Source organism: Solibacillus sp. (assembly GCF_040273735.1).
Classification (GTDB): Bacteria; Bacillota; Bacilli; order Bacillales_A; family Planococcaceae; genus Solibacillus.
Genome location: NZ_JBELZM010000021.1, coordinates 35,100 through 54,012, shown reverse-complemented (window position 1 = coordinate 54,012; position 18,913 = coordinate 35,100). Strand labels below are relative to the sequence as shown.

The 18,913-nt window shown below is 40.1% G+C and carries 17 protein-coding genes; all 17 read right to left on the bottom strand.

Features of this window, described 5'->3' with window-relative positions; translation table 11 throughout:
- Positions 1 to 515: 515 nt before the first annotated feature.
- A complete protein-coding gene (lysS, locus tag ABS917_RS16885) occupies positions 516 to 2,018 on the bottom strand; it encodes a lysine--tRNA ligase (RefSeq protein ID WP_350480090.1) in 1,503 nt (500 codons plus the stop codon).
- A 175-nt stretch (positions 2,019 to 2,193) separates the two neighbouring features.
- Positions 2,194 to 3,204, bottom strand: a complete 1,011-nt coding sequence (gene dusB, locus ABS917_RS16880) for a tRNA dihydrouridine synthase DusB (protein WP_079523104.1) — start codon at positions 3,202 to 3,204, stop codon at positions 2,194 to 2,196.
- 21 nt (positions 3,205 to 3,225) lie between these two features.
- Positions 3,226 to 3,429 (bottom strand): helix-turn-helix domain-containing protein, encoded by a 204-nt coding sequence (locus tag ABS917_RS16875; protein ID WP_350480089.1) that lies wholly within the window; start codon positions 3,427 to 3,429, stop codon positions 3,226 to 3,228.
- Positions 3,381 to 3,905, bottom strand: coding sequence for a 2-amino-4-hydroxy-6-hydroxymethyldihydropteridine diphosphokinase (folK, locus tag ABS917_RS16870; RefSeq protein ID WP_350480088.1), 525 nt, complete (start codon positions 3,903 to 3,905; stop codon positions 3,381 to 3,383). Before folK ends, ABS917_RS16875 begins: the two co-directional genes overlap by 49 nt.
- Positions 3,902 to 4,270 (bottom strand): dihydroneopterin aldolase, encoded by a 369-nt coding sequence (folB, locus tag ABS917_RS16865; RefSeq protein ID WP_350480087.1) that lies wholly within the window; start codon positions 4,268 to 4,270, stop codon positions 3,902 to 3,904. Before folB ends, folK begins: the two co-directional genes overlap by 4 nt.
- A 10-nt stretch (positions 4,271 to 4,280) precedes the next feature.
- Positions 4,281 to 5,141, bottom strand: coding sequence for a dihydropteroate synthase (gene folP / locus ABS917_RS16860; protein ID WP_350480086.1), 861 nt, complete (start codon positions 5,139 to 5,141; stop codon positions 4,281 to 4,283).
- A complete protein-coding gene (gene pabC, locus ABS917_RS16855; RefSeq protein WP_350480085.1) occupies positions 5,125 to 5,988 on the bottom strand; it encodes an aminodeoxychorismate lyase in 864 nt (287 codons plus the stop codon). The genes folP and pabC overlap by 17 nt, the downstream gene beginning before the upstream one ends.
- Before the next feature lie 11 nt (positions 5,989 to 5,999).
- Complete coding sequence (pabA, locus tag ABS917_RS16850; RefSeq protein WP_350480084.1) at positions 6,000 to 6,569, bottom strand: aminodeoxychorismate/anthranilate synthase component II; 570 nt, start codon at positions 6,567 to 6,569, stop codon at positions 6,000 to 6,002.
- A complete protein-coding gene (locus ABS917_RS16845) occupies positions 6,566 to 7,975 on the bottom strand; it encodes an anthranilate synthase component I family protein (RefSeq protein ID WP_350480083.1) in 1,410 nt (469 codons plus the stop codon). Before ABS917_RS16845 ends, pabA begins: the two co-directional genes overlap by 4 nt.
- Before the next feature lie 149 nt (positions 7,976 to 8,124).
- Complete coding sequence (cysK, locus tag ABS917_RS16840; protein ID WP_350480082.1) at positions 8,125 to 9,060, bottom strand: cysteine synthase A; 936 nt, start codon at positions 9,058 to 9,060, stop codon at positions 8,125 to 8,127.
- Between the two features lie 232 nt (positions 9,061 to 9,292).
- The gene (locus ABS917_RS16835; protein ID WP_350480081.1) at positions 9,293 to 10,270 is read right to left on the bottom strand and encodes a peptidyl-prolyl cis-trans isomerase; all 978 of its coding nucleotides are present in this window, start codon (positions 10,268 to 10,270) and stop codon (positions 9,293 to 9,295) included.
- Positions 10,254 to 11,135, bottom strand: coding sequence for an Hsp33 family molecular chaperone HslO (gene hslO / locus ABS917_RS16830; RefSeq protein ID WP_350480080.1), 882 nt, complete (start codon positions 11,133 to 11,135; stop codon positions 10,254 to 10,256). Before hslO ends, ABS917_RS16835 begins: the two co-directional genes overlap by 17 nt.
- Before the next feature lie 17 nt (positions 11,136 to 11,152).
- The gene (locus ABS917_RS16825) at positions 11,153 to 11,920 is read right to left on the bottom strand and encodes a type III pantothenate kinase (RefSeq protein ID WP_350480079.1); all 768 of its coding nucleotides are present in this window, start codon (positions 11,918 to 11,920) and stop codon (positions 11,153 to 11,155) included.
- A gap of 249 nt (positions 11,921 to 12,169) precedes the next feature.
- Positions 12,170 to 14,206 (bottom strand): ATP-dependent zinc metalloprotease FtsH, encoded by a 2,037-nt coding sequence (gene ftsH, locus ABS917_RS16820; RefSeq protein WP_350480078.1) that lies wholly within the window; start codon positions 14,204 to 14,206, stop codon positions 12,170 to 12,172.
- A gap of 183 nt (positions 14,207 to 14,389) precedes the next feature.
- Positions 14,390 to 14,932: a hypoxanthine phosphoribosyltransferase gene (gene hpt, locus ABS917_RS16815; RefSeq protein ID WP_251691524.1), complete on the bottom strand. Its 543-nt coding sequence runs from the start codon at positions 14,930 to 14,932 to the stop codon at positions 14,390 to 14,392.
- Between the two features lie 32 nt (positions 14,933 to 14,964).
- A complete protein-coding gene (tilS, locus tag ABS917_RS16810) occupies positions 14,965 to 16,371 on the bottom strand; it encodes a tRNA lysidine(34) synthetase TilS (protein WP_350480077.1) in 1,407 nt (468 codons plus the stop codon).
- 21 nt (positions 16,372 to 16,392) lie between these two features.
- The gene (locus ABS917_RS16805) at positions 16,393 to 18,747 is read right to left on the bottom strand and encodes a SpoIIE family protein phosphatase (protein WP_350480076.1); all 2,355 of its coding nucleotides are present in this window, start codon (positions 18,745 to 18,747) and stop codon (positions 16,393 to 16,395) included.
- Positions 18,748 to 18,913: the final 166 nt, after the last annotated feature.

The window sequence follows — 18,913 nt, the reverse complement described above, 5'->3', positions numbered from 1 at the left end:
AATCTATTGTTTGCTTCATTTAAGAAGCTTGTTTCATTAACGTTGCTTGTTCAGTTTTCAAGGTTCATTGTGTTGCCGTTGTGACAACTTTTATATCTTACCATTTATGTAATATGAATGTCAACAACTTTTTTAAAAAGTTTTTAACTCCATATTGCACTGCAAATTCGGTAACTCTTATACTTTACCACTCTAAAGTCGGAAAGTAAAGAACTTTGTAATTTGTTGCGTCACGTTTTAGCGACAAGAAATAATATACCACCCTTACAATTATATTGCAATAGTTATTTCAAAAAATATTATACTTTTTATTGAAATCTGTATCGCTTCTCTTAATTCCTTTCCAGTACATAGAAAGGAATGCCTAACAGTTACCTCATTTCTTTATACCCTTCTATAACATTCTAACCGTCAACACACTCTCCACCGTTCACGACAAACAAGTAAGTACGCTCTTCTTCCTATAATAAAGAAAAGGGCCCTGCGAATAACGCAGGGCCCTAATTAAAATAAACTTATTTCGTTGTATGACGCATTGTCGGGAATAATAAAACATCACGAATTGATGGTGAGTTCGTTAATAACATTACTAAACGGTCGATACCGATACCTAAACCACCAGTTGGCGGCATACCGTATTCTAATGCTTCGATGAAATCATTATCCATTTCATGTGCTTCGTCATTTCCTGCTTCTTTCTCGGCCATTTGAGCTTCAAAACGCTCACGTTGATCGATTGGATCATTTAATTCTGTGAAGGCATTTGCATGCTCACGGCGAACGATAAATAGCTCGAAACGGTCTGTGAAGCGTGGGTCTTCAGGATTTTTCTTCGCTAATGGAGAAATTTCCACCGGGTGACCTGTTACGAAAGTAGGTTGTACTAATGTTTCTTCTACTTTTTGCTCGAAGAATTCATTGATGATGTGACCTACTTCATGTGCATCTTTAATTTCCACGCCGTGTTCAGCAGCATGTTTGCGTGCTTCTTCTACAGTCATTGGTGCCCAGAAGTCCACACCTGTTGCTTCTTTAACTGCATCTACCATATGCACGCGTTTCCAGCCAACACCTAATTCAATTGTATCTTCACCATATTGTACAGATGTTGTACCAAGAACATCCTTGGCCACATGTGCAATAAGGTTTTCTGTTAAATCCATAATATCGTTATAGTCTGCATACGCTTCATATAATTCGATCATTGTGAATTCCGGATTATGACGAGTTGAAATACCTTCGTTTCGGAATACACGGCCGATTTCATATACTTTCTCCAAACCGCCAACGATTAAACGTTTTAAATGCAGTTCGATAGCGATACGCATATATAATTCCATATCCAATGCATTGTGGTGTGTAATGAACGGACGAGCCGCCGCACCACCTGCAATTGTATGCAGCATCGGTGTTTCAACTTCCAAATAACCATTGTTATCTAAATAGTTGCGGATTGCACGAATGATTTTTGAGCGTTGGATAAATGTTGTTTTAGATTCATCGTTTGTCATTAAATCTACATAGCGTTGACGGTAGCGCTGTTCTACGTCTGTCAGGCCGTGGAATTTATCAGGTAACGGGCGTAAAGCTTTTGTTAGGAAAGTAAACTCTGTCGCTTTAACAGATAGCTCTCCAACTTGTGTACGGAATACGTTTCCTTTTACCCCTACGATATCCCCAAGATCTGCTTTATTGAATAATTCATATGCTTCTTCACCGATTGCATCTTTACGAACATAAATTTGGATTTGGCCTTCTAAGTCCTGGATATGCGCAAAACCTGCTTTACCTTTACCGCGCTTCGTCATAATACGTCCAGCAATTACAACTTCACGTGGATTTTCTTCTAATTGCTCTTTATCAAATTGCTCATTTTCTGCAATAACTTCGTTCGATAAATGTGTGCGTTCAAAACGGCTGCCGAATGGGTCCATACCGTTTTCGCGAATATCTGTCATCTTCTGGCGTCTCACCAAAAGTTGGTCGTTTAATTCTTCGATATTTGACACGTATTTCACTCCTTAATGTTTTTGCGCTCCAAAACGGCACAATAGTCCATAATGTTTCCATTGTACAGCATTTCTTTTAGTGATTCACCTGTTTCGAATTAATTTTAAATATCAGATAATTCTGTTAAGTGCTTTTTCTTTACATAACAAAAAGGCATCATCAGCTGATGCCTTTCTCTACTGTTTATACAATAACCGCTTCTTCTTCATATTCATCTGCAACACTGTTTAAAAGAATACGTAAATCTTGCTCAGTCTCTGTTAAATTGATGGCGTTACGGATTTTCCCGTTTCCGCGAATTCCTTTTAAATACCAAGATGCATGTTTACGCATTTCTCTTACCGCCACTTTTTCACCTTTAAGTGCCTTTAAACGTTCAAAATGAAGTAAACAAACATCCATCTTTTCACGAATAGAAGGCTCGGGAATTTGAATACCTGATTCCAAGTATTTCACCGTTTGATAGATCATCCATGGATTTCCTAAAGCAGCACGACCAATCATAACCGCGTCTGCATTCGTATGTTCCAGAATGCGCTTTGCATCTTCCGGTGTTTCCACGTCCCCATTTGCAATAAACGGGATGCTAATATTTTTCTTCACTTCGGCTAAGACATCCCAGTTTGCCTTACCTTCATACATTTGAACACGCGTTCGGCCATGCATTGCAATAGCGGCTGCACCAGCACGTTCTGCTGCTTGAGCATTTTCTACAGCGAATACACGCTCTTCATCCCATCCGATACGCATTTTTACCGAAACTGGCTTATCGACTGCATCGACAACAGCTGAAACCATTTCGTAAATTTTGTTCGGATCAAGAAGCCATTTTGCGCCAGCTTCACATTTAATAATTTTGTTTACAGGACACCCCATATTGATATCGATAATGTCGGCTGTTGTATGTTTGTCTACGAACTTCGCTGCCTCTACTAAATTTTCTTTGTCTCCTCCGAAAATTTGCAGTGTCATCGGATTTTCTCGCTCATCGATATAAAGCATGTCCAATGTTTTTTTGTTGCGGATATTCAACGCTTTATCACTGATCATTTCCGCGTAGACTAACCCTGCACCAAACTCTTTTACAGTTAAACGGAAAGCCGAGTTGCAAATTCCAGCCATTGGGGCAAGAACGACACGGTTATCCATAATAATATCGCCTATTTGGAATGGCTTTTGGTCGATGTTTGACACCTTTATGTTCCCTCCACTAGGTTATTCACCTTTTAATTCGGTTATATCTATTTGTAATACATCTGCAATTGTTTGAAGTTGTTCTTCAGAGGCACTTTTCTCCCCACGTTCAATACGCCCTAAAATCGTTACAGATATACCAATATGTTTTGCAAATTCGGTTTGCTGAATTCGTTTCAGTTTTCGAAAGGCACGAATTCTGCGACCGTATTGATTTTCTTCCACAGATTGACGCCTTCTTTCTCTATATCAAGTGCATGTAACGCTTTTTGCACGCATACAAGCATATCATAGTTTTGCGTCATAATCTCTTCTAACGGTACAAGCACGAATGCACGCTCATACATACGAGGATGCGGAATCGTTAAGTTTTCGGTCTCATACTGTTGTTGACCATACAGTAAAATATCCAAATCGATTATTCGCGGACCCCAGCGGAATTCACGAACACGACCAAGATCATTTTCGATTTTCTGGCATTGCGCGAGAAGTTCATATGCTTCCAGTTCCGTTTCAAGAGCAACGGCAATATTTAAAAAATCGGCCTGGTCTGTATAACCTACTGCTGCTGTCTCATAAATTGAAGAAATCGCTGTTACTGTAATCGCCTCATGTGCATTGAGCAACTTTACCGCGTCCTGCAAGTTTTGCTCACGCTCACCGATATTGGTACCAATCGATAAATACGCTGTCGTCGTCATACGAATTGCCCTCTTGTAATTTCGACCGCGACTTCTTTATAGTGCCCCGGAATTGGAGGATCAGGCTTAATAATTTCGACGCGGCACCCAAAAATCTGACCTTTATATTGCATTAAAATACTTGAAGCAACTTTTTCCGCAACCGCTTCAATTAATTTATACGGCTTACCTTCAATTACTTCTTTACAAATATCATAAACGCCGACATAACTTACCGTATGATCCAACTCATCTGTCTCACCCGCCCGCTTCATGTCAACGGCAAGTGAAACATTAGCCCGAAAGCGTTGTCCTAATACGTTCTCTTCCGGTAATACACCGTGATAACCAAAAAACTGCATTTCCTTTAAATGAATGTAATCCATTGCAAACTCCTTAATGTCTCGGTGCCAATTCACCTTGTACTTCAAATTTCCCTACAAGCGCATCCATCATTCTTACTGTACGTACCACTTCTTTAACATCATGAACACGCATCATGTGGCAGCCCTTTTGGACACCAAATGCACAAGTAGCGGCTGTGCCTTCCACACGTTCCTCTACAGGTAATTCTAAAATTGATCCAATCATACGCTTACGTGATGTCGCAAGCAATACAGGATAACCTAATGCAACAAGTTCATCGAGGCGCTGCATCGTTTCAATACTTTCACTTAGACTTTTCACAAAACCGATGCCCGGATCAAGGAAAATATGCTCGTCACGTACTCCCGCTGCTTTTGCAATCGCAATACTTTCCTGCATATCGGCCATATAATCAGTAAAGTAGTTATCGTACTGATCTGACAGACGGTTATGCATTAAAATAATCGGTACATCCATCTCTGCAGCAACCTTTGCCATTTCCGGATCCGCTTTTGCGCCCCATATGTCATTAATAATATGTGCACCTGCTTCAATTGCGGCACGCGCAACATTCGATTTATACGTATCAATTGAAATAATGGCAGGTACTTCTTTTAAAAGCGCTCGAATTACCGGTACGACACGTGCAATTTCTTCTTCATCTGAAATTCGTATATAGCCAGGGCGTGTTGATTCCCCGCCGACATCGATAATTTTCGCTCCATCTGCCACCATTTTTTTTGCCTGGGCGACGGCTTTTTCAACCGAATTGAATTTGCCGCCATCCGAAAATGAGTCAGGTGTTACATTTAAAATGCCCATAACGAATGTTTCTTTACGAAAATCCAGTTCAATCCCATTTAATGTGAGTACTTTATAGTTTTCTAACATGACGGTCTCCTAAACGCGTAATGATTTTTTGTAAATATATTTGATGCAGTTTATTATAAAGTCTGCCTTCACTGCCGGCAAACTGTACCTTTCCAATACGGGAAATCGGTACAAGCTCCTGTACAGCTGTTGTAATAAAGCATTCATCCGCCTGTTCCAATTCCCATGCCATAAAGCGGCCTTCCCGGACCGGAATCTGGAGTTCGTCAGCGAGTTGAATGACTATTTTTCGGGTAATGCCCGGTAAAATACCTAAACTAGTAGAAGGCGTATACAGTATACCATCCTTTATCCAAAAGACATTTGACGTAATGCCTTCTGCGACAACACCGTCCTGATCAGTAAAGAAACCTTCTTGTGTCGCTAAACTCGACAATTCTAACCGCGCTCGAACATTATTGCCGTAATGATGGCTTTTATAGCGTATCTGCTGTTCAGGGGAATTACGCGCCGTTTTCAGCCAGACCGCTTCTTTTTCTGTACCGCGCACCATATTCGGCAGTTCTTTACGAAACAGAATAATAGTTGGTTCGTTATATTCGGACGGGGCAAGTCCAATCGGATGCACACCAGCCGATACATTTAAGCGAAAATACCCTTCTTTGCCGTCCTGTGCATTGAGCTTTTCTATAACCTCTTCTATGTTCTGAAACGTATACGGAAAATGAATACGGTATTCTTTTAATGCTTCGAGCAGACGGCTGAAATGTTCGTGCAAATAAACAGCCTTCCCATCATATGTCCGAAACGTTTCAAAAAAACCGAGTCCATATAAAAAACCGTGATCAAACGGGGAAATTTTCAAATCCTGTTCATCGATATACTGGCCGTTCATCCAACAAAGCATTGCCACTCCTCCTAACAATACGTCTCAATAAATGTTCGTAACAGCTGCTTGCCGTCTTCGGTCATAATCGATTCCGGATGATATTGAACCCCTTCAATCGGATACTGTTTATGACGCAGACCCATAATTTCGCCTTCCTCTGTCCAAGCCGTCACTTCCAGACAGTCCGGTAATGTTTTAGGTTCTACGATCAGTGAATGATAGCGCGTTGCTAAAAACGGGTTCGCATTCTTTCTATGCAGACCAATCCCATTATGAAGCACAGGGGAAGTTTTCCCGTGCATCAATCTCTCTGCACGCACTACATCGCCGCCAAATACTTGTGCAATTGCCTGATGACCTAAGCACACACCTAGAATCGGAAGCTTCCCTGCGAAATGTTCGATAATACGAAGACTTTCCCCTGCATCATTTGGTGTACAAGGCCCTGGTGAAATAACGAGCATCATCGGACGAAGCTTTTCGATTTCTTCAACCGTAATTTCGTCATTGCGCTTTACGACCAATTCATGACCGAATTCACCGAAGTATTGTACTAAGTTATATGTAAACGAATCATAGTTATCAATCATTAAAATCATTTGCTCACCTCTTCTGCCATTGCTTTTGCCTGCCACATTGCTTTCGCTTTATTCATTGACTCAATATATTCGTTTTCCGGAATCGAATCGATGACTATTCCGGCACCCGCCTGAATGTAAGCAATGCCCTCTTGAATATACGCTGTACGGATAACGATATTTAATTCAAGGTCGCCTGTATAGCCAATCCAACCGATCGATCCTGTGTATAGACCACGGCGTACCGGCTCAAGTTCTTCAATAATTTCCATCGTACGGATTTTCGGTGCCCCTGTAATCGTTCCACCCGGGAACATTGCCCGAATGACATCAGCATTTGTTTTCCCTTGCGCAATTTCTCCCCGAACATTCGAAACAATATGCATTACATGCGAGTAATGCTCGATCACCATAAACTCATTTACTTCTACCGTTCCGTATTTGCTCACCCGTCCTAAGTCATTGCGTTCCAGATCAACTAGCATGACATGTTCTGCGCGCTCTTTTTCATGTTCAATGAGCTCATTGGCCAACGCTAAATCCTGCTCCTCTGATGCTCCGCGCGGACGTGTCCCTGCAATCGGTCTTGTCGAAAGCTCATTTCCTTTACGTTTTACAAGTAATTCCGGAGAGCCACTAACAACCGCAAAATCCCCACTTTCAATATAAGCCATATACGGCGAAGGATTAAACGAACGAACTGCCTCATACATCTCAATCGGTGCAGCCGAAAGTTTTTTCGCCTGACGCACAGATAAGTTCACCTGGAACACATCACCTTGTCCAATATAGTGCTGAATTTTATGTATAGCAGCTTCAAATGCAGCTCCGCTGAAGGAAACTTGCAATTCCGCTTCATCCTGCTGCATGTTTTTCGCTGTTTCCTGATTAAAATGACGTTTTTCCAATCCTGCTTCCGCATGCCGTTGCCAATCCTTTTGCCATGAAAGTAAATCAACTTCACTAGTAGCAAATTTCATCAATGTCACTTCATCTGTTTTAACATTATGTACTGCCCAATGATCAAATAAATAAAAATACAGATCCGGTACTTGTAAGTCATCTTCCGCCTCATTTGGAAGGAATTCAATTGTGCGCGCATAATCATATGAAATAAATCCAATTGCCCCACCTTGGAAATCAGGAAGTTTCGGATTCGCTTCAAGCTTATACTTGGCGATCACTTTTTCCAGCTCCGCAAGTGCTTCACCTGTTTTAAGCTCTGTCTCCCCATTTCTCCAAGTAAGTTCAAGACCTTGTGCCACTGACTTTGCGCTTGCAATAGGCTGCCATGCGGCGATTGAATAATGCCCTCCACGACCGCTTTCCATAAACGCCCGCTGTTTTTCCTTTGTCGTCTGTTCCTGGAAACTATAGTAAAATTCATCTTTCGTCATGTAAAATGTATGTGTTTCTAGTTGTTGCATCTATTTACACCTGCTTTACCTTTTTCTTAATTAAACTCGATAACGCTTTAAAAATCCATTTATAACTTAGCAGTTTCTAAGAAAAAAAGCCATTTTACGAGAGTTATTCTCGCAAAATGGCTTTTAAAGATCTCTTAGATAAATATTAATTAGTCTTCAAATTGGTATAAAGGTGTTGATAAGTAGCGCTCACCGTTTGATGGGATAATCGCTAATACGTTTTTGCCTTTTCCTAAACGCTTTGCTGTTTCGATTGCAGCATAAATTGCTGCACCAGAAGAAATACCAGCTAAAATACCTTCTTCGCGTGCTACTTTACGTGCATATTCGAATGCTGTTTCGTTTTCAACCGGCAATACAGAATCATATACTTCTGTGTTTAATACGTCCGGAATGAAACCTGCACCAATACCTTGAATTTTATGTGGACCAGGGTTACCGCCTGAAAGAATTGGAGAATCTTTAGGCTCAACAGCGATGATTTCAATTTCAGGGAATTTATTTTTCAATACTTCGCCTGCACCAGTTATTGTACCGCCAGTACCTACACCTGCAACAAATGCATCTAATTTTAAACCTTCTTGCTCGAATGCTTCCGCAATTTCAGGACCTGTTGTTAAACGGTGAATTTCTGCGTTTGCTTCATTTTTGAATTGTTGTGGCAAGAAGTAACCTTCTGATTTAGATAATTCTTCTGCTTTTGCAATTGCACCTTTCATACCTTCTGGACCTGGTGTTAATACTAATTCAGCACCATAGGCACGTAAAAGGTTGCGGCGCTCTAATGACATTGTTTCAGGCATTACTAAAATTGCTTTATAGCCTTTTGCTGCCGCAATCATTGCTAAACCAATACCTGTGTTACCAGAAGTCGGCTCAATGATTGTACCACCTGGCTTTAATGTGCCGTCTTTTTCTGCTGCTTCGACCATAGCTAAAGCTAAACGGTCTTTTACTGAAGAACCTGGGTTAAAGTATTCAAGTTTAACGTAAACTGTACCTTCATTTTCATTTGTAGCATTGTTTAATTTTACGATTGGTGTGCGACCTACTAAGTCCGCCACTGAATTTGCTAATTTACTCATTTTATCCATTCCTCTCCAAATCCCTACCAAATCAATAGGTTTTACTTAATTTGTATCTTATCAATTTTTAATACTACTTGTCAATTAATTGAAACGAAATTTTTGGAAAATTTCTGACTATTTCGCTTTATTTAATAAAAAAAGGCATGGACAACAAGTAGCAGTTTCTAAATAAAAGTTCCTCTTTCATTAAAAACCTCAACTTCTGCCCTTGCCTGTCTAAAATTTAACGTTAATTTTTGGATTCTCCATAAATCCATGTGGCATCAAATTCTGCCCAGAAAGCTTCCGGTGTAATGGAAGGCGGCAGCTGTTCTAAAGCGAGCTGACGTTTTACATGGCCTTCTACTTCATCAAAGCTGAATGACTGCCCTTCCATTTTCTCTGTCAACTTGACGATCGCATAGCGCCCATCGCTTAATACAAATGGTTTGGAAGTTTCTTTTTCTTTCAGCTTTTCCACTTCCGGTAAAATCGCAGGATCAACTGTCGATTGACTTGATGAAATAAAACCAATATCGCCGCCTAAACTAGCCGAAGCTGTATCCAATGAATGCTCACGTGCCAGAACTGCAAAATCAGAGCCGTCCTTCAGCTCTTTTTCCACCCGTTCCGCGTCCTCTTTTGAATTCACGATAATCATACTTGTTCGGTGTGTAGTTGGAATATTATAAATCGACTTATTGTCTTCGTAATATTTTTTAGCCTCGTCCTCTTCTACTACAATATCATTTGTTAGTACTTTATCCAGGATGAGTTGAGCACGCATTTTTTGACGCAGTTGCTCTGGAGATAAGCTATGTAAAGTTGTATCGTTTGAATCTTGTGCCGAGCGTAATAAGGCAATTTCTAAATCGATCTCTTCTTCTTTTACTTCGAGTTTGTATTTTTTCGCCGCTTTTTCCATAACAGCTTCATTTACTAAACTCTGCAATGTTTCTTTTCCGTATCGGTTTTCCATTTCAGCAAGCCATTGTTGGCGTGTAATTGGATCTCCCTCGACGGCAGCAATTTTTTCGCCGCCGCCATCTTCTTTTTCTGATGTTTTTTCATCAGATGGGAGTAACCATAATATAAACCAAAATAGATTTCCGATTAACAATAGCAGCAATAACAGCAACGTAGGTTTTGTTTTTAAGCGTCGTTGTGTGTACGGTAAATTATTTTGAGTTGGTTGTGGTGTTTGGTGTAAATTACGATTGGATTTCATTCACAAAGCCTTCAAGTTCACTTTTATCAAAGTGGTACTTTTCCAAACAGAAGTGGCATTGCGCTTCTGCCTGACCATCTTCGTCAATCATTTCCTGAATCTCACCGACACCTAAACTGATAATTGCCGCACCAAAACGCTCTTTTGAACATTGACATTGGAACTGTACAGGCATTGATGAAAGAATTTGAACATTTCCTTCTCCTAATACCGCCTCTAAAATTTGCTCAGGTGAATATCCCTTTTCAATCATTTTTGATACAGGCTCGATTGAAGATAAACGTTTTTCAATTGCTTCGATCGTTTCTTCATCACAGCCCGGCATTAATTGAATGATAAAGCCACCTGCAGCTAAAATTGTATTATCCGGATTTACTAATACTCCTAAGCCTACTGAAGAAGGTACCTGTTCAGATGAAGCGAAGTAGTATGTGAAGTCTTCAGCGATTTCTCCTGAGACAATCGGTGTTTGACCCGAGAACATATCACGTAAACCTAAGTCTTTAACAACTGTCAGTGCCCCTTCAGAACCGACACCTGCACGTACATCCAGTTTTCCATGTTCATTTAATTCAAAGTGCACATGTGGATTTGTAACGAAGCCTCGCACATCTCCTTTGGCATCTGCATCGATAACCATTGGACCGATTGGGCCGTTCCCTTCGATTTTTACCGTAATTTTGTCGTCCCCTTTTAACATCGCACCCATCATTACAGATGCTGTCATTGAACGGCCTAGTGCAGCAGATACGACCGGCCATGTATTATGGCGGCGTTGCGCTTCTCCTACAGTTTCTGTTGTATTTGTTGCAAATGCACGAACTTGTCCGTCATATGCAATTCCTCTTACTAAGTAGTCTTTCATGTTGAAATTCCTCTTTTCTATTGATTTCTTTTATAAATCGTCGCAAGTCCCTTGAGTGTCAATAACGGATCGACGACATCAATCATCTGGGTTTCATTAGCGATTAATTTTGCCAGACCGCCAGTTGCAATAACAAGGGGCTCTTCTTTACTTTGCGCCTTCATCCGACTGACGATGCCTTCTACTTGTCCTAAAAAGCCGTAAAAAACACCCGCTTGCATAGCAGCTACCGTATTTTTTGCCACAACTTGTGATGTATGGGCAATTTCTATGCGAGGTAGCTTGGCAGCACGCGTATAGAGCGCCTCTGTTGAAATGGCAATACCGGGTGCAATGGCTCCCCCTATATAATCGCCACGCTCATTAATGAAACAATACGTAATCGCTGTACCAAAATCGATAATAATTAGTGGTCTGCCGCTATATTGCTGTAATGCGGCAACCGCATTCACGATACGGTCTGACCCAACTTCACGCGGATTTTCATACTTTATATTCAAGCCTGTTTTTACACCGGGCCCTACAATTAAAGGCTGGATATTGAAATATTTTTTACACATTAATTCAAGTGCAAACATAATAGGTGGCACAACTGAGGATATAATAATCCCTTTTACTTGTTCAAATGAAATGCCTTCATGAGCAAAAAACGCCTTAAATTGCATCGCATATTCATCTTCAGTTTTTCGTATGTTTGTTTCCGTCCGCCAATGATGGATAAGTTTATCCTGATGATAAATTCCTAAAATGATATTGGAGTTACCTGCATTCATTACTAAAATCACAAGTGGCACCTACTTTTCCTGTACTGAAAAAAATCATACCATATTTGGCCATCTACTATACAGTATTCAGTATTTTTAGCCGGCAATCCTTCCCTTTCAACAACATCCGTTGATTTCCCAAGAGGACAGACGCTTTCCTCTTGAGTCTGCGCCCTCCACTTTAACCAAGTTCCCTTTTGTCAAAAGGCACATATTAAGAAGAAAAAACTGACTATCTCCTTTTCCCAGGAAATAGTCAGTTTCGTTGTATTATTTTGGACGGTCTTCATCGATGCCTTGAGGGCGATCATCTGAAACGTCTTTCGGCAAATCTTCAACAGTTGGTGATTTCTTTTCACCTTGAACTTCTTCATTGATCGAAACATTACCAGCAGTTTCAATTGTTGGTGTTGCTTCTTTCTGTTCTTTTGGAAGTTCTGATTCTACTACCGCCTCTTCAGGAGGTAATATACCGTGGTCGCGTAAATGTTCGATTTGCTGTGCATTTAACGTTTCTTTTTCAATTAACGTATTTGCGATTAAATCTAGTAAATCACGACGCTCTGTTAAAATACGTTTCGTACGAGCATATTGCTCATCAACGATACGCTGAACTTCTTTATCAATTTCATATGCTACTGTATCAGAATAGTTTTGATCTGAACCGAAGTCACGACCTAAGAATGGATTGCCCCCTTGGTTTGAACCGTATTGAACAGCACCAAGACTATTGCTCATTCCATATTCTGTTACCATTGCACGTGCAATGCTCGTTACTTTCTGGAAGTCATTATGTGCACCTGTCGATACTTCGCCAAGCACGATTTCCTCCGCAACACGTCCGCCAAGTAATCCGGCGATACGGTCAAGTAACTCTTGCTTAGTTGTGAAGAAGCGCTCTTCTTTCGGTAACATGATGGCATAACCACCAGCTTGACCACGAGGGACAATCGTTACTTTATGAACAGTATCTGCTTCATCCAATTCAAGACCGACAACTACGTGACCGGCTTCATGGAATGCAACAAGCTTTTTCTCTTTTGGAGAGTAAACACGGCTTGCTTTTGCAGGACCGGCAATTACGCGGTCAGAAGCTTCATCAATATCAGCCATGTTAATTGTTTTTTTGTTTTTACGAGCTGCTACTAGAGCTGCTTCGTTTAACAAGTTTTCTAAATCTGCACCTGAGAATCCTGGTGTACGTTGGGCAACAGCAGCTAAATCAACTGTATCTGATAATGGCTTATTGCGTGCATGTACTTTAAGGATAGCTTCACGGCCTTTTACGTCTGGGTGACCAACCGTAATTTGACGGTCAAAACGACCAGGACGTAATAATGCTTTATCTAGAATATCCGGGCGGTTTGTTGCAGCGATGATAATAATACCTTCATTTGCACCGAAACCATCCATTTCAACTAGTAATTGGTTTAATGTTTGTTCACGCTCATCGTGTCCACCACCAAGACCTGCACCACGTTGACGACCTACTGCATCGATCTCATCGATGAAAATGATACATGGGGCATTTTTCTTAGCGTTTTCAAATAAGTCACGAACACGAGATGCACCGACACCGACGAACATCTCTACGAAATCAGAACCTGAAATCGAGAAGAATGGTACGCCCGCTTCACCGGCAACAGCACGTGCAAGTAATGTTTTACCTGTACCTGGAGGACCTACTAATAGAATCCCTTTCGGAATACGTGCACCGATATCAGTGAATTTACGGTGATCTTTTAAGAAATCTACTACTTCAACTAGTTCCTGTTTCTCTTCGTCGGCACCTGCCACGTCATTGAAACGAACTTTTTTCTTCGTGTCATCAAATAGTTTTGCTTTTGACTTTCCGAAGTTCATCACCTTATTGCCGCCACCTTGCGATTGGCTTAGTAAGAAGAAGAATAAAATAATAATGATGACAAATGGAATGATGCTCGTAAGGAAGGTTACGAACCCACTTGTTTGCGGTTGTTCTAAAATTTCCACTCCTGGATATTCGCCGTTTGCAACTTGTTCTTCAATTTGCAGAATACGGTCTACAGAAGTTTGGTCATTTTGTAAAACGTTTACTGTGAAAGTTTCGCCATCTTCTGCGCCTTTCATCTGACCTACAATTTTATACACGCCTCTTTCAGGCTGTATATCCATAGAAGCAATCTCATTGCTCTCTAAAGCCTCAAAAAACGCATAGTAATCAAGGTTTTCAGTTGTCTTTTTTCCACCATTAAATGTTCCAAAAATCCCGATAATCACGAGAAATATTAGTAAATAAAATATGGTGTATCGAAATATTCGATTCATCCCCAGCCTCCTCACAACGTTACAAAAAACTATAAGTAAAATCTTAACATACGTTGAAATTTTCATACAATAAAAAGCACCGCACATTTTGAACGTTAAACGAATTTTGACAAAATGCACTCATTTACTACTTATGTCTGGATGCTTGCCTCAAAATTGAAGGTTTGTACAATCTAGAAAATACTAGAATGAGTATACTTCACGTTTTAAAATTCCAATGTAAGGTAAGTTACGATATTTCTCAGCATAATCTAAACCGTAACCTACAACAAAACCGTCCGGAACTTCGAAGCCAACAACATCTGCATTCAATTCCACTTTACGACCAGATGGCTTATCCAGTAACGTTACGATTTTAATCGATTTTGCTTTACGGTATTTAAATAAATCCACTAAATAGCTTAAAGTTAAACCGCTGTCGATAATGTCTTCAATAATAATGACATCGCGACCTTCCACACTTGTATTTAAGTCTTTAAGAATCTTTACTTCCCCAGATGAAACAGTTGCATTCCCATATGAAGTAACATCCATAAAGTCCAGCTCTACATAAGAATCGAAACGTTTCATCAGATCCGTCATAAATGGCATTGCACCTTTTAACACCCCGACAGCTAATGGGAACATGTCTTTGTATTCCTCTGTCAATTGAGCGCCAAGCTCTTTAATACGTTCCTGGATTTGTTCTTCTGTAATCATAATTTTTTCGATGTCATTTTGAATCATGAGTAGATTCCTCCTTTTGTTGTTCAAACTTTCTAAAGACGTTCATTGCTATCGACAAGAAACACCATTTCATGCACTGCCGACTTTACATTAGAAAATTTATTGTTAACGCGTACAGCTACTATCGCTAAAGGGTCATCATTAGCATCGACTAACAATGGCCAGCTAGCTCTTTTTGTTAAAGGAATCTTGTCATCAATAAAAATGCGAGATACTTTTTTCTGATGCTGCATACCTTGTAGCAAAATACGATCCCCTTGTTTGGGAGCCCTTACGAATAAGGGAAACGATACAGTTGATGCGTCGAAAAAGTGATGCGGATACTTTTGCAGTAAGTCCTCATCACATCGTGCAAGTTCCCCAATATAAATGCGCATCGTACCAAGCACACACCATTCATTCAAAGCGATTTGTTGATCTGATGTCGGCAATTTCTGCTGCTTATATTCAAATACAACTTCATCGTATTGTTGACGCGCAATAAAATTCTCCGGTAAATCAAGTGTACGACTTCCATCCGACGTTGAGAATAACGTCAAAATCGTCGTACAAAGTGCGTAGCTTTGAATCGTATTTGAATCGTTATAAAGATAACTTAATAGTATTAAAATGAACCTTCTTTGTAAAGCAAGCGGCTCTTTTTGTAGTTCCGAAACCTTCACTTTATAACAATTTTTGTCGACTTTCTGAAAAAGCTTCGAGAAACGCTCTTCTGCAAGCTCCATTAAATACGAATCATCATCTAAAAGCTGCTGTGCAATGTGGACTGCGTGCCGGGAAACAAGGGGGTTTTCTTCTTTCAAGACTGGAACGACATTGTGACGGAAACGATTGCGGGTATAGTCATTCTTTGCATTGCTCGGATCTTCGCGGTATAAACGACCTTTACTATGTAAATATTCCCCAATTTCGTCTTTTGTAACCATCAAAAAAGGACGAATTACGGTAAATTGTTGAAATTTACGTGACGGTAAAATACCTTTTAATCCGTTTAGTGAACTCGCTTTCGTCAATGCCATTAACAGTGATTCGAGCTGATCGTCCGCATGATGTGCAGTTACTAATTTTGAAAACTTATGTGTGTGCATGACGGTTTCAAAGAAATGATAGCGTTCCTTCCGGCATATCGCCTGAATGTTTCCTCCTTCTTTTTTGTGGATTTCCGCAATGGGAATCGCACAGCTATAGAAAGGAATCGCCCAGTCATTACATGCTTTCTCAACAAATTGGCGGTCTTGAGCAGATTGTTCGCCGCGCAGCATATGGTCAACATGCGCCACGCCGAGCTCAATTTTAAAATAGTGCCGGAAATGATAAAAAAAAGAAAGAAGCGCCATTGAATCAACGCCTCCTGAACAAGCAATTAATAGTTTATCTCCACTTCTAATAAGCTGCTGCTCTTTTATATACGCTAATACTTGATGTTCTAAAGTGTGCATTTACTCACCTCATATTACATTTCAATGTGTGATTGCTGGTCTGAATACTTGCCACGGTTTTATTACATGCTGCAAACGGAAGAGCATTACAGTGCAATCGTCTGCAATCGGGTATCTTTGTTTGAATTGCGACATGACATCGAATAGTACAACCTGGATGGAAGCACCGTTTTCCAGTCCTTGGCGAATCAGCCTGATAAATAATTGCTCCTGAGCATCCCATTGCGCAGATGGTGAAAATAACCCGTCAGAAATCATTAAAATAACATCCTCCGACAGTAGTTGCGTCATTTCCGTATCAATTGCGAAATTAGGTAAAAAACCAATCGGGGCACTTGTACTTTCTATTTTGAATAAATCATTCCCTCTTAATACATATGTCGTCATGCCTCCAGCTTTCCAACACCATAAATGGCCGAACTGTAAATCGACTAGCGCAAAATCCATTGTTGCATACATGTCCGAATCGTTTTTCAGCGACATAACATAATGCATTGTGTGCATTGCCGTTTCAGGATCCATATTGTACGTAAGGCAATCCTGCATCATTTGAATTAAGCGTTCACTTTCTCGACTTGCTCGCACATTCGTCCCCATTCCATCCGACAGCATAATCGCCATAAGTCCCGGATGAATCGGAAATACACGGTAAGAATCACCGGAAATTGCATGGTTTGCGTGGGAATACGTATATATATCATACTCCAACTGATAACGAATTGCTGAAGTAAACTTAATTTGACGGTAAAAAATAGGCGAGTGCTGCTCATAAATCTGTTCACCTTTCAATGGTTCATGCAAAAATTCAAACAGTTGCTGCTCTAGTTGCTGGATAACGACATGTGCATCACGATGATCGGCGACATAACAAACGAACTCTCGATTCCCTATTTCATTTTTTATCCACTGAATATGCAAACAGTGAATATCATGTTCTTTTAAAAATTGCTGCATCTCCCCATCCATTTCCGATGTGCCGATTTCTAATCGCTGGCTGTTTAACAATTTTTCAAAGTGGCTGCTTAAATCCCGGAGCTGTAAGGCTATCATTTTCTTCCCATGATAGAACTGTCTCTCCATATGCTCTTTGTGTAAGGCAGACTCTAGTTCTTCCAGCAATTTAGAAGATTTAATGCATTTCCCTTTCAGCTGCTCTTCTACCCGAATCCAGCTAACCGGTTTCGTACTTCTTTTTGCTAATCTCCACGAATCAATAATTCCTTCCATCTCACCGTTTCTCCCCCAGCATTCTTCATATTTGAAACAGCTAGAGCAAATTAGAAACGGTTCTGCCGTTGTCTTACTTTTAGTCTTATTTTGTGTAAAATGATCAAACACAAGTTCCTTCATAAAAGATACAAATTGCTGAAACTGCTTAAGCTGCACTTCCACCACTTCATTGCGGTTCACTTGAATTATGCTGACTGTATTTTGTTTATAGTACATCTTGCAATACTCAAGTATATTTTTCGGCAAAAGCAGAAAAATGATGGCTCCTGTAAGCATCGACATAAAATAAACACTATCAATCGGTAATGTCGCATCATAAAAGAAGAAAAAGATACTTGGTAGAAAGCTAAAGAGCGCAACGACATAACGTCCCTGATTTTGTACAATAGCAGCGACCAGCCCCGTACAAGCATATAAAATCATCATACCTGTGAAAGATAAGTTTGCTAAGCCAATAAAAAAGCCCAGAGATAATGAAAAGATGACTGTAGCTCCAACCGTAGAGGCATAGGCTACAAGGCAAATGAGGAAGTGGAGAACGATCAGCGCCATCGAAAAGTAAAAAAGCGTCAAGTTTTCCATGCCGATCAGCATACCGGCCAAAACGACAATAATTGCCGTTATTTTATCTCTTGTCCACTCGATATTCCCATTTTCTTTACTAGGCAATGTCAAAATACGCATAAAAAATAAAATCGAAACTGCAAAAAAGCATTCATATACGATATAAAATAATGTCATGACAGATGGCATACCGCTATGAAGCATCATTTGCCATGCGAGTTGAATAGCAATAATTGTACTGGCTATTAAAAAGTAAGGGGATATTTTTATAATCTTAAACCGGACGAGACATTCCATGAAGAAAAGCTGCACTAAAACAACAGCTGCTTGTCCAAAGCCAAGAAAGAGCGTTCCGAGTATTCCCCCTATTAAAGCACTCTTCTGAAATGATACAAATCTCGTTCGAATAACAAGCCAAAAAGGTAAAAACAACGGAGTAACAGCTTCAAAGAAAACTGCCTGTGCAAAACAGAAAGCTGCAAACGCTATAACACTCGCTATTATCATTCTCGATTTTTCTTTATATAAGAATAAGCTTAAGTTTAGTGTTTGAAACTCATTTTGATTATTTAATGTCACCATTTTTACTATCACCTTTTCTTTTTAATGCTATTATATAAATCTAAAAAAGTGAATTTTGTCTGTTTGTAGGATTGACATCAAAAAATTGTTCGACGGTTTTTTTACGGTAATATGCGCGTTTTTACGCTTTTTTTAGCAGAAATCACGAAAAATAATATACAGTAGT

What these genes read in the sequence shown, in the direction of transcription:
- folK (WP_350480088.1), bottom strand. Translation starts at nt 3,905, where the DNA reads ATGACGACGACAGCGTATTTATCGATTGGTACCAATATCGGTGAGCGT.
- ABS917_RS16845 (WP_350480083.1), bottom strand. Translation starts at nt 7,975, where the DNA reads ATGCAACAACTAGAAACACATACATTTTACATGACGAAAGATGAATTT.
- pabA (WP_350480084.1), bottom strand. Translation starts at nt 6,569, where the DNA reads ATGATTTTAATGATTGATAACTATGATTCGTTTACATATAACTTAGTA.
- folP (WP_350480086.1), bottom strand. Translation starts at nt 5,141, where the DNA reads ATGTTAGAAAACTATAAAGTACTCACATTAAATGGGATTGAACTGGAT.
- folB (WP_350480087.1), bottom strand. Translation starts at nt 4,270, where the DNA reads ATGGATTACATTCATTTAAAGGAAATGCAGTTTTTTGGTTATCACGGT.
- ABS917_RS16805 (WP_350480076.1), bottom strand. Translation starts at nt 18,747, where the DNA reads ATGGTGACATTAAATAATCAAAATGAGTTTCAAACACTAAACTTAAGC.
- pabC (WP_350480085.1), bottom strand. Translation starts at nt 5,988, where the DNA reads ATGCTTTGTTGGATGAACGGCCAGTATATCGATGAACAGGATTTGAAA.
- hslO (WP_350480080.1), bottom strand. Translation starts at nt 11,135, where the DNA reads ATGAAAGACTACTTAGTAAGAGGAATTGCATATGACGGACAAGTTCGT.
- cysK (WP_350480082.1), bottom strand. Translation starts at nt 9,060, where the DNA reads ATGAGTAAATTAGCAAATTCAGTGGCGGACTTAGTAGGTCGCACACCA.
- hpt (WP_251691524.1), bottom strand. Translation starts at nt 14,932, where the DNA reads ATGATTCAAAATGACATCGAAAAAATTATGATTACAGAAGAACAAATC.
- tilS (WP_350480077.1), bottom strand. Translation starts at nt 16,371, where the DNA reads ATGCACACTTTAGAACATCAAGTATTAGCGTATATAAAAGAGCAGCAG.
- ABS917_RS16835 (WP_350480081.1), bottom strand. Translation starts at nt 10,270, where the DNA reads ATGAAATCCAATCGTAATTTACACCAAACACCACAACCAACTCAAAAT.
- ftsH (WP_350480078.1), bottom strand. Translation starts at nt 14,206, where the DNA reads ATGAATCGAATATTTCGATACACCATATTTTATTTACTAATATTTCTC.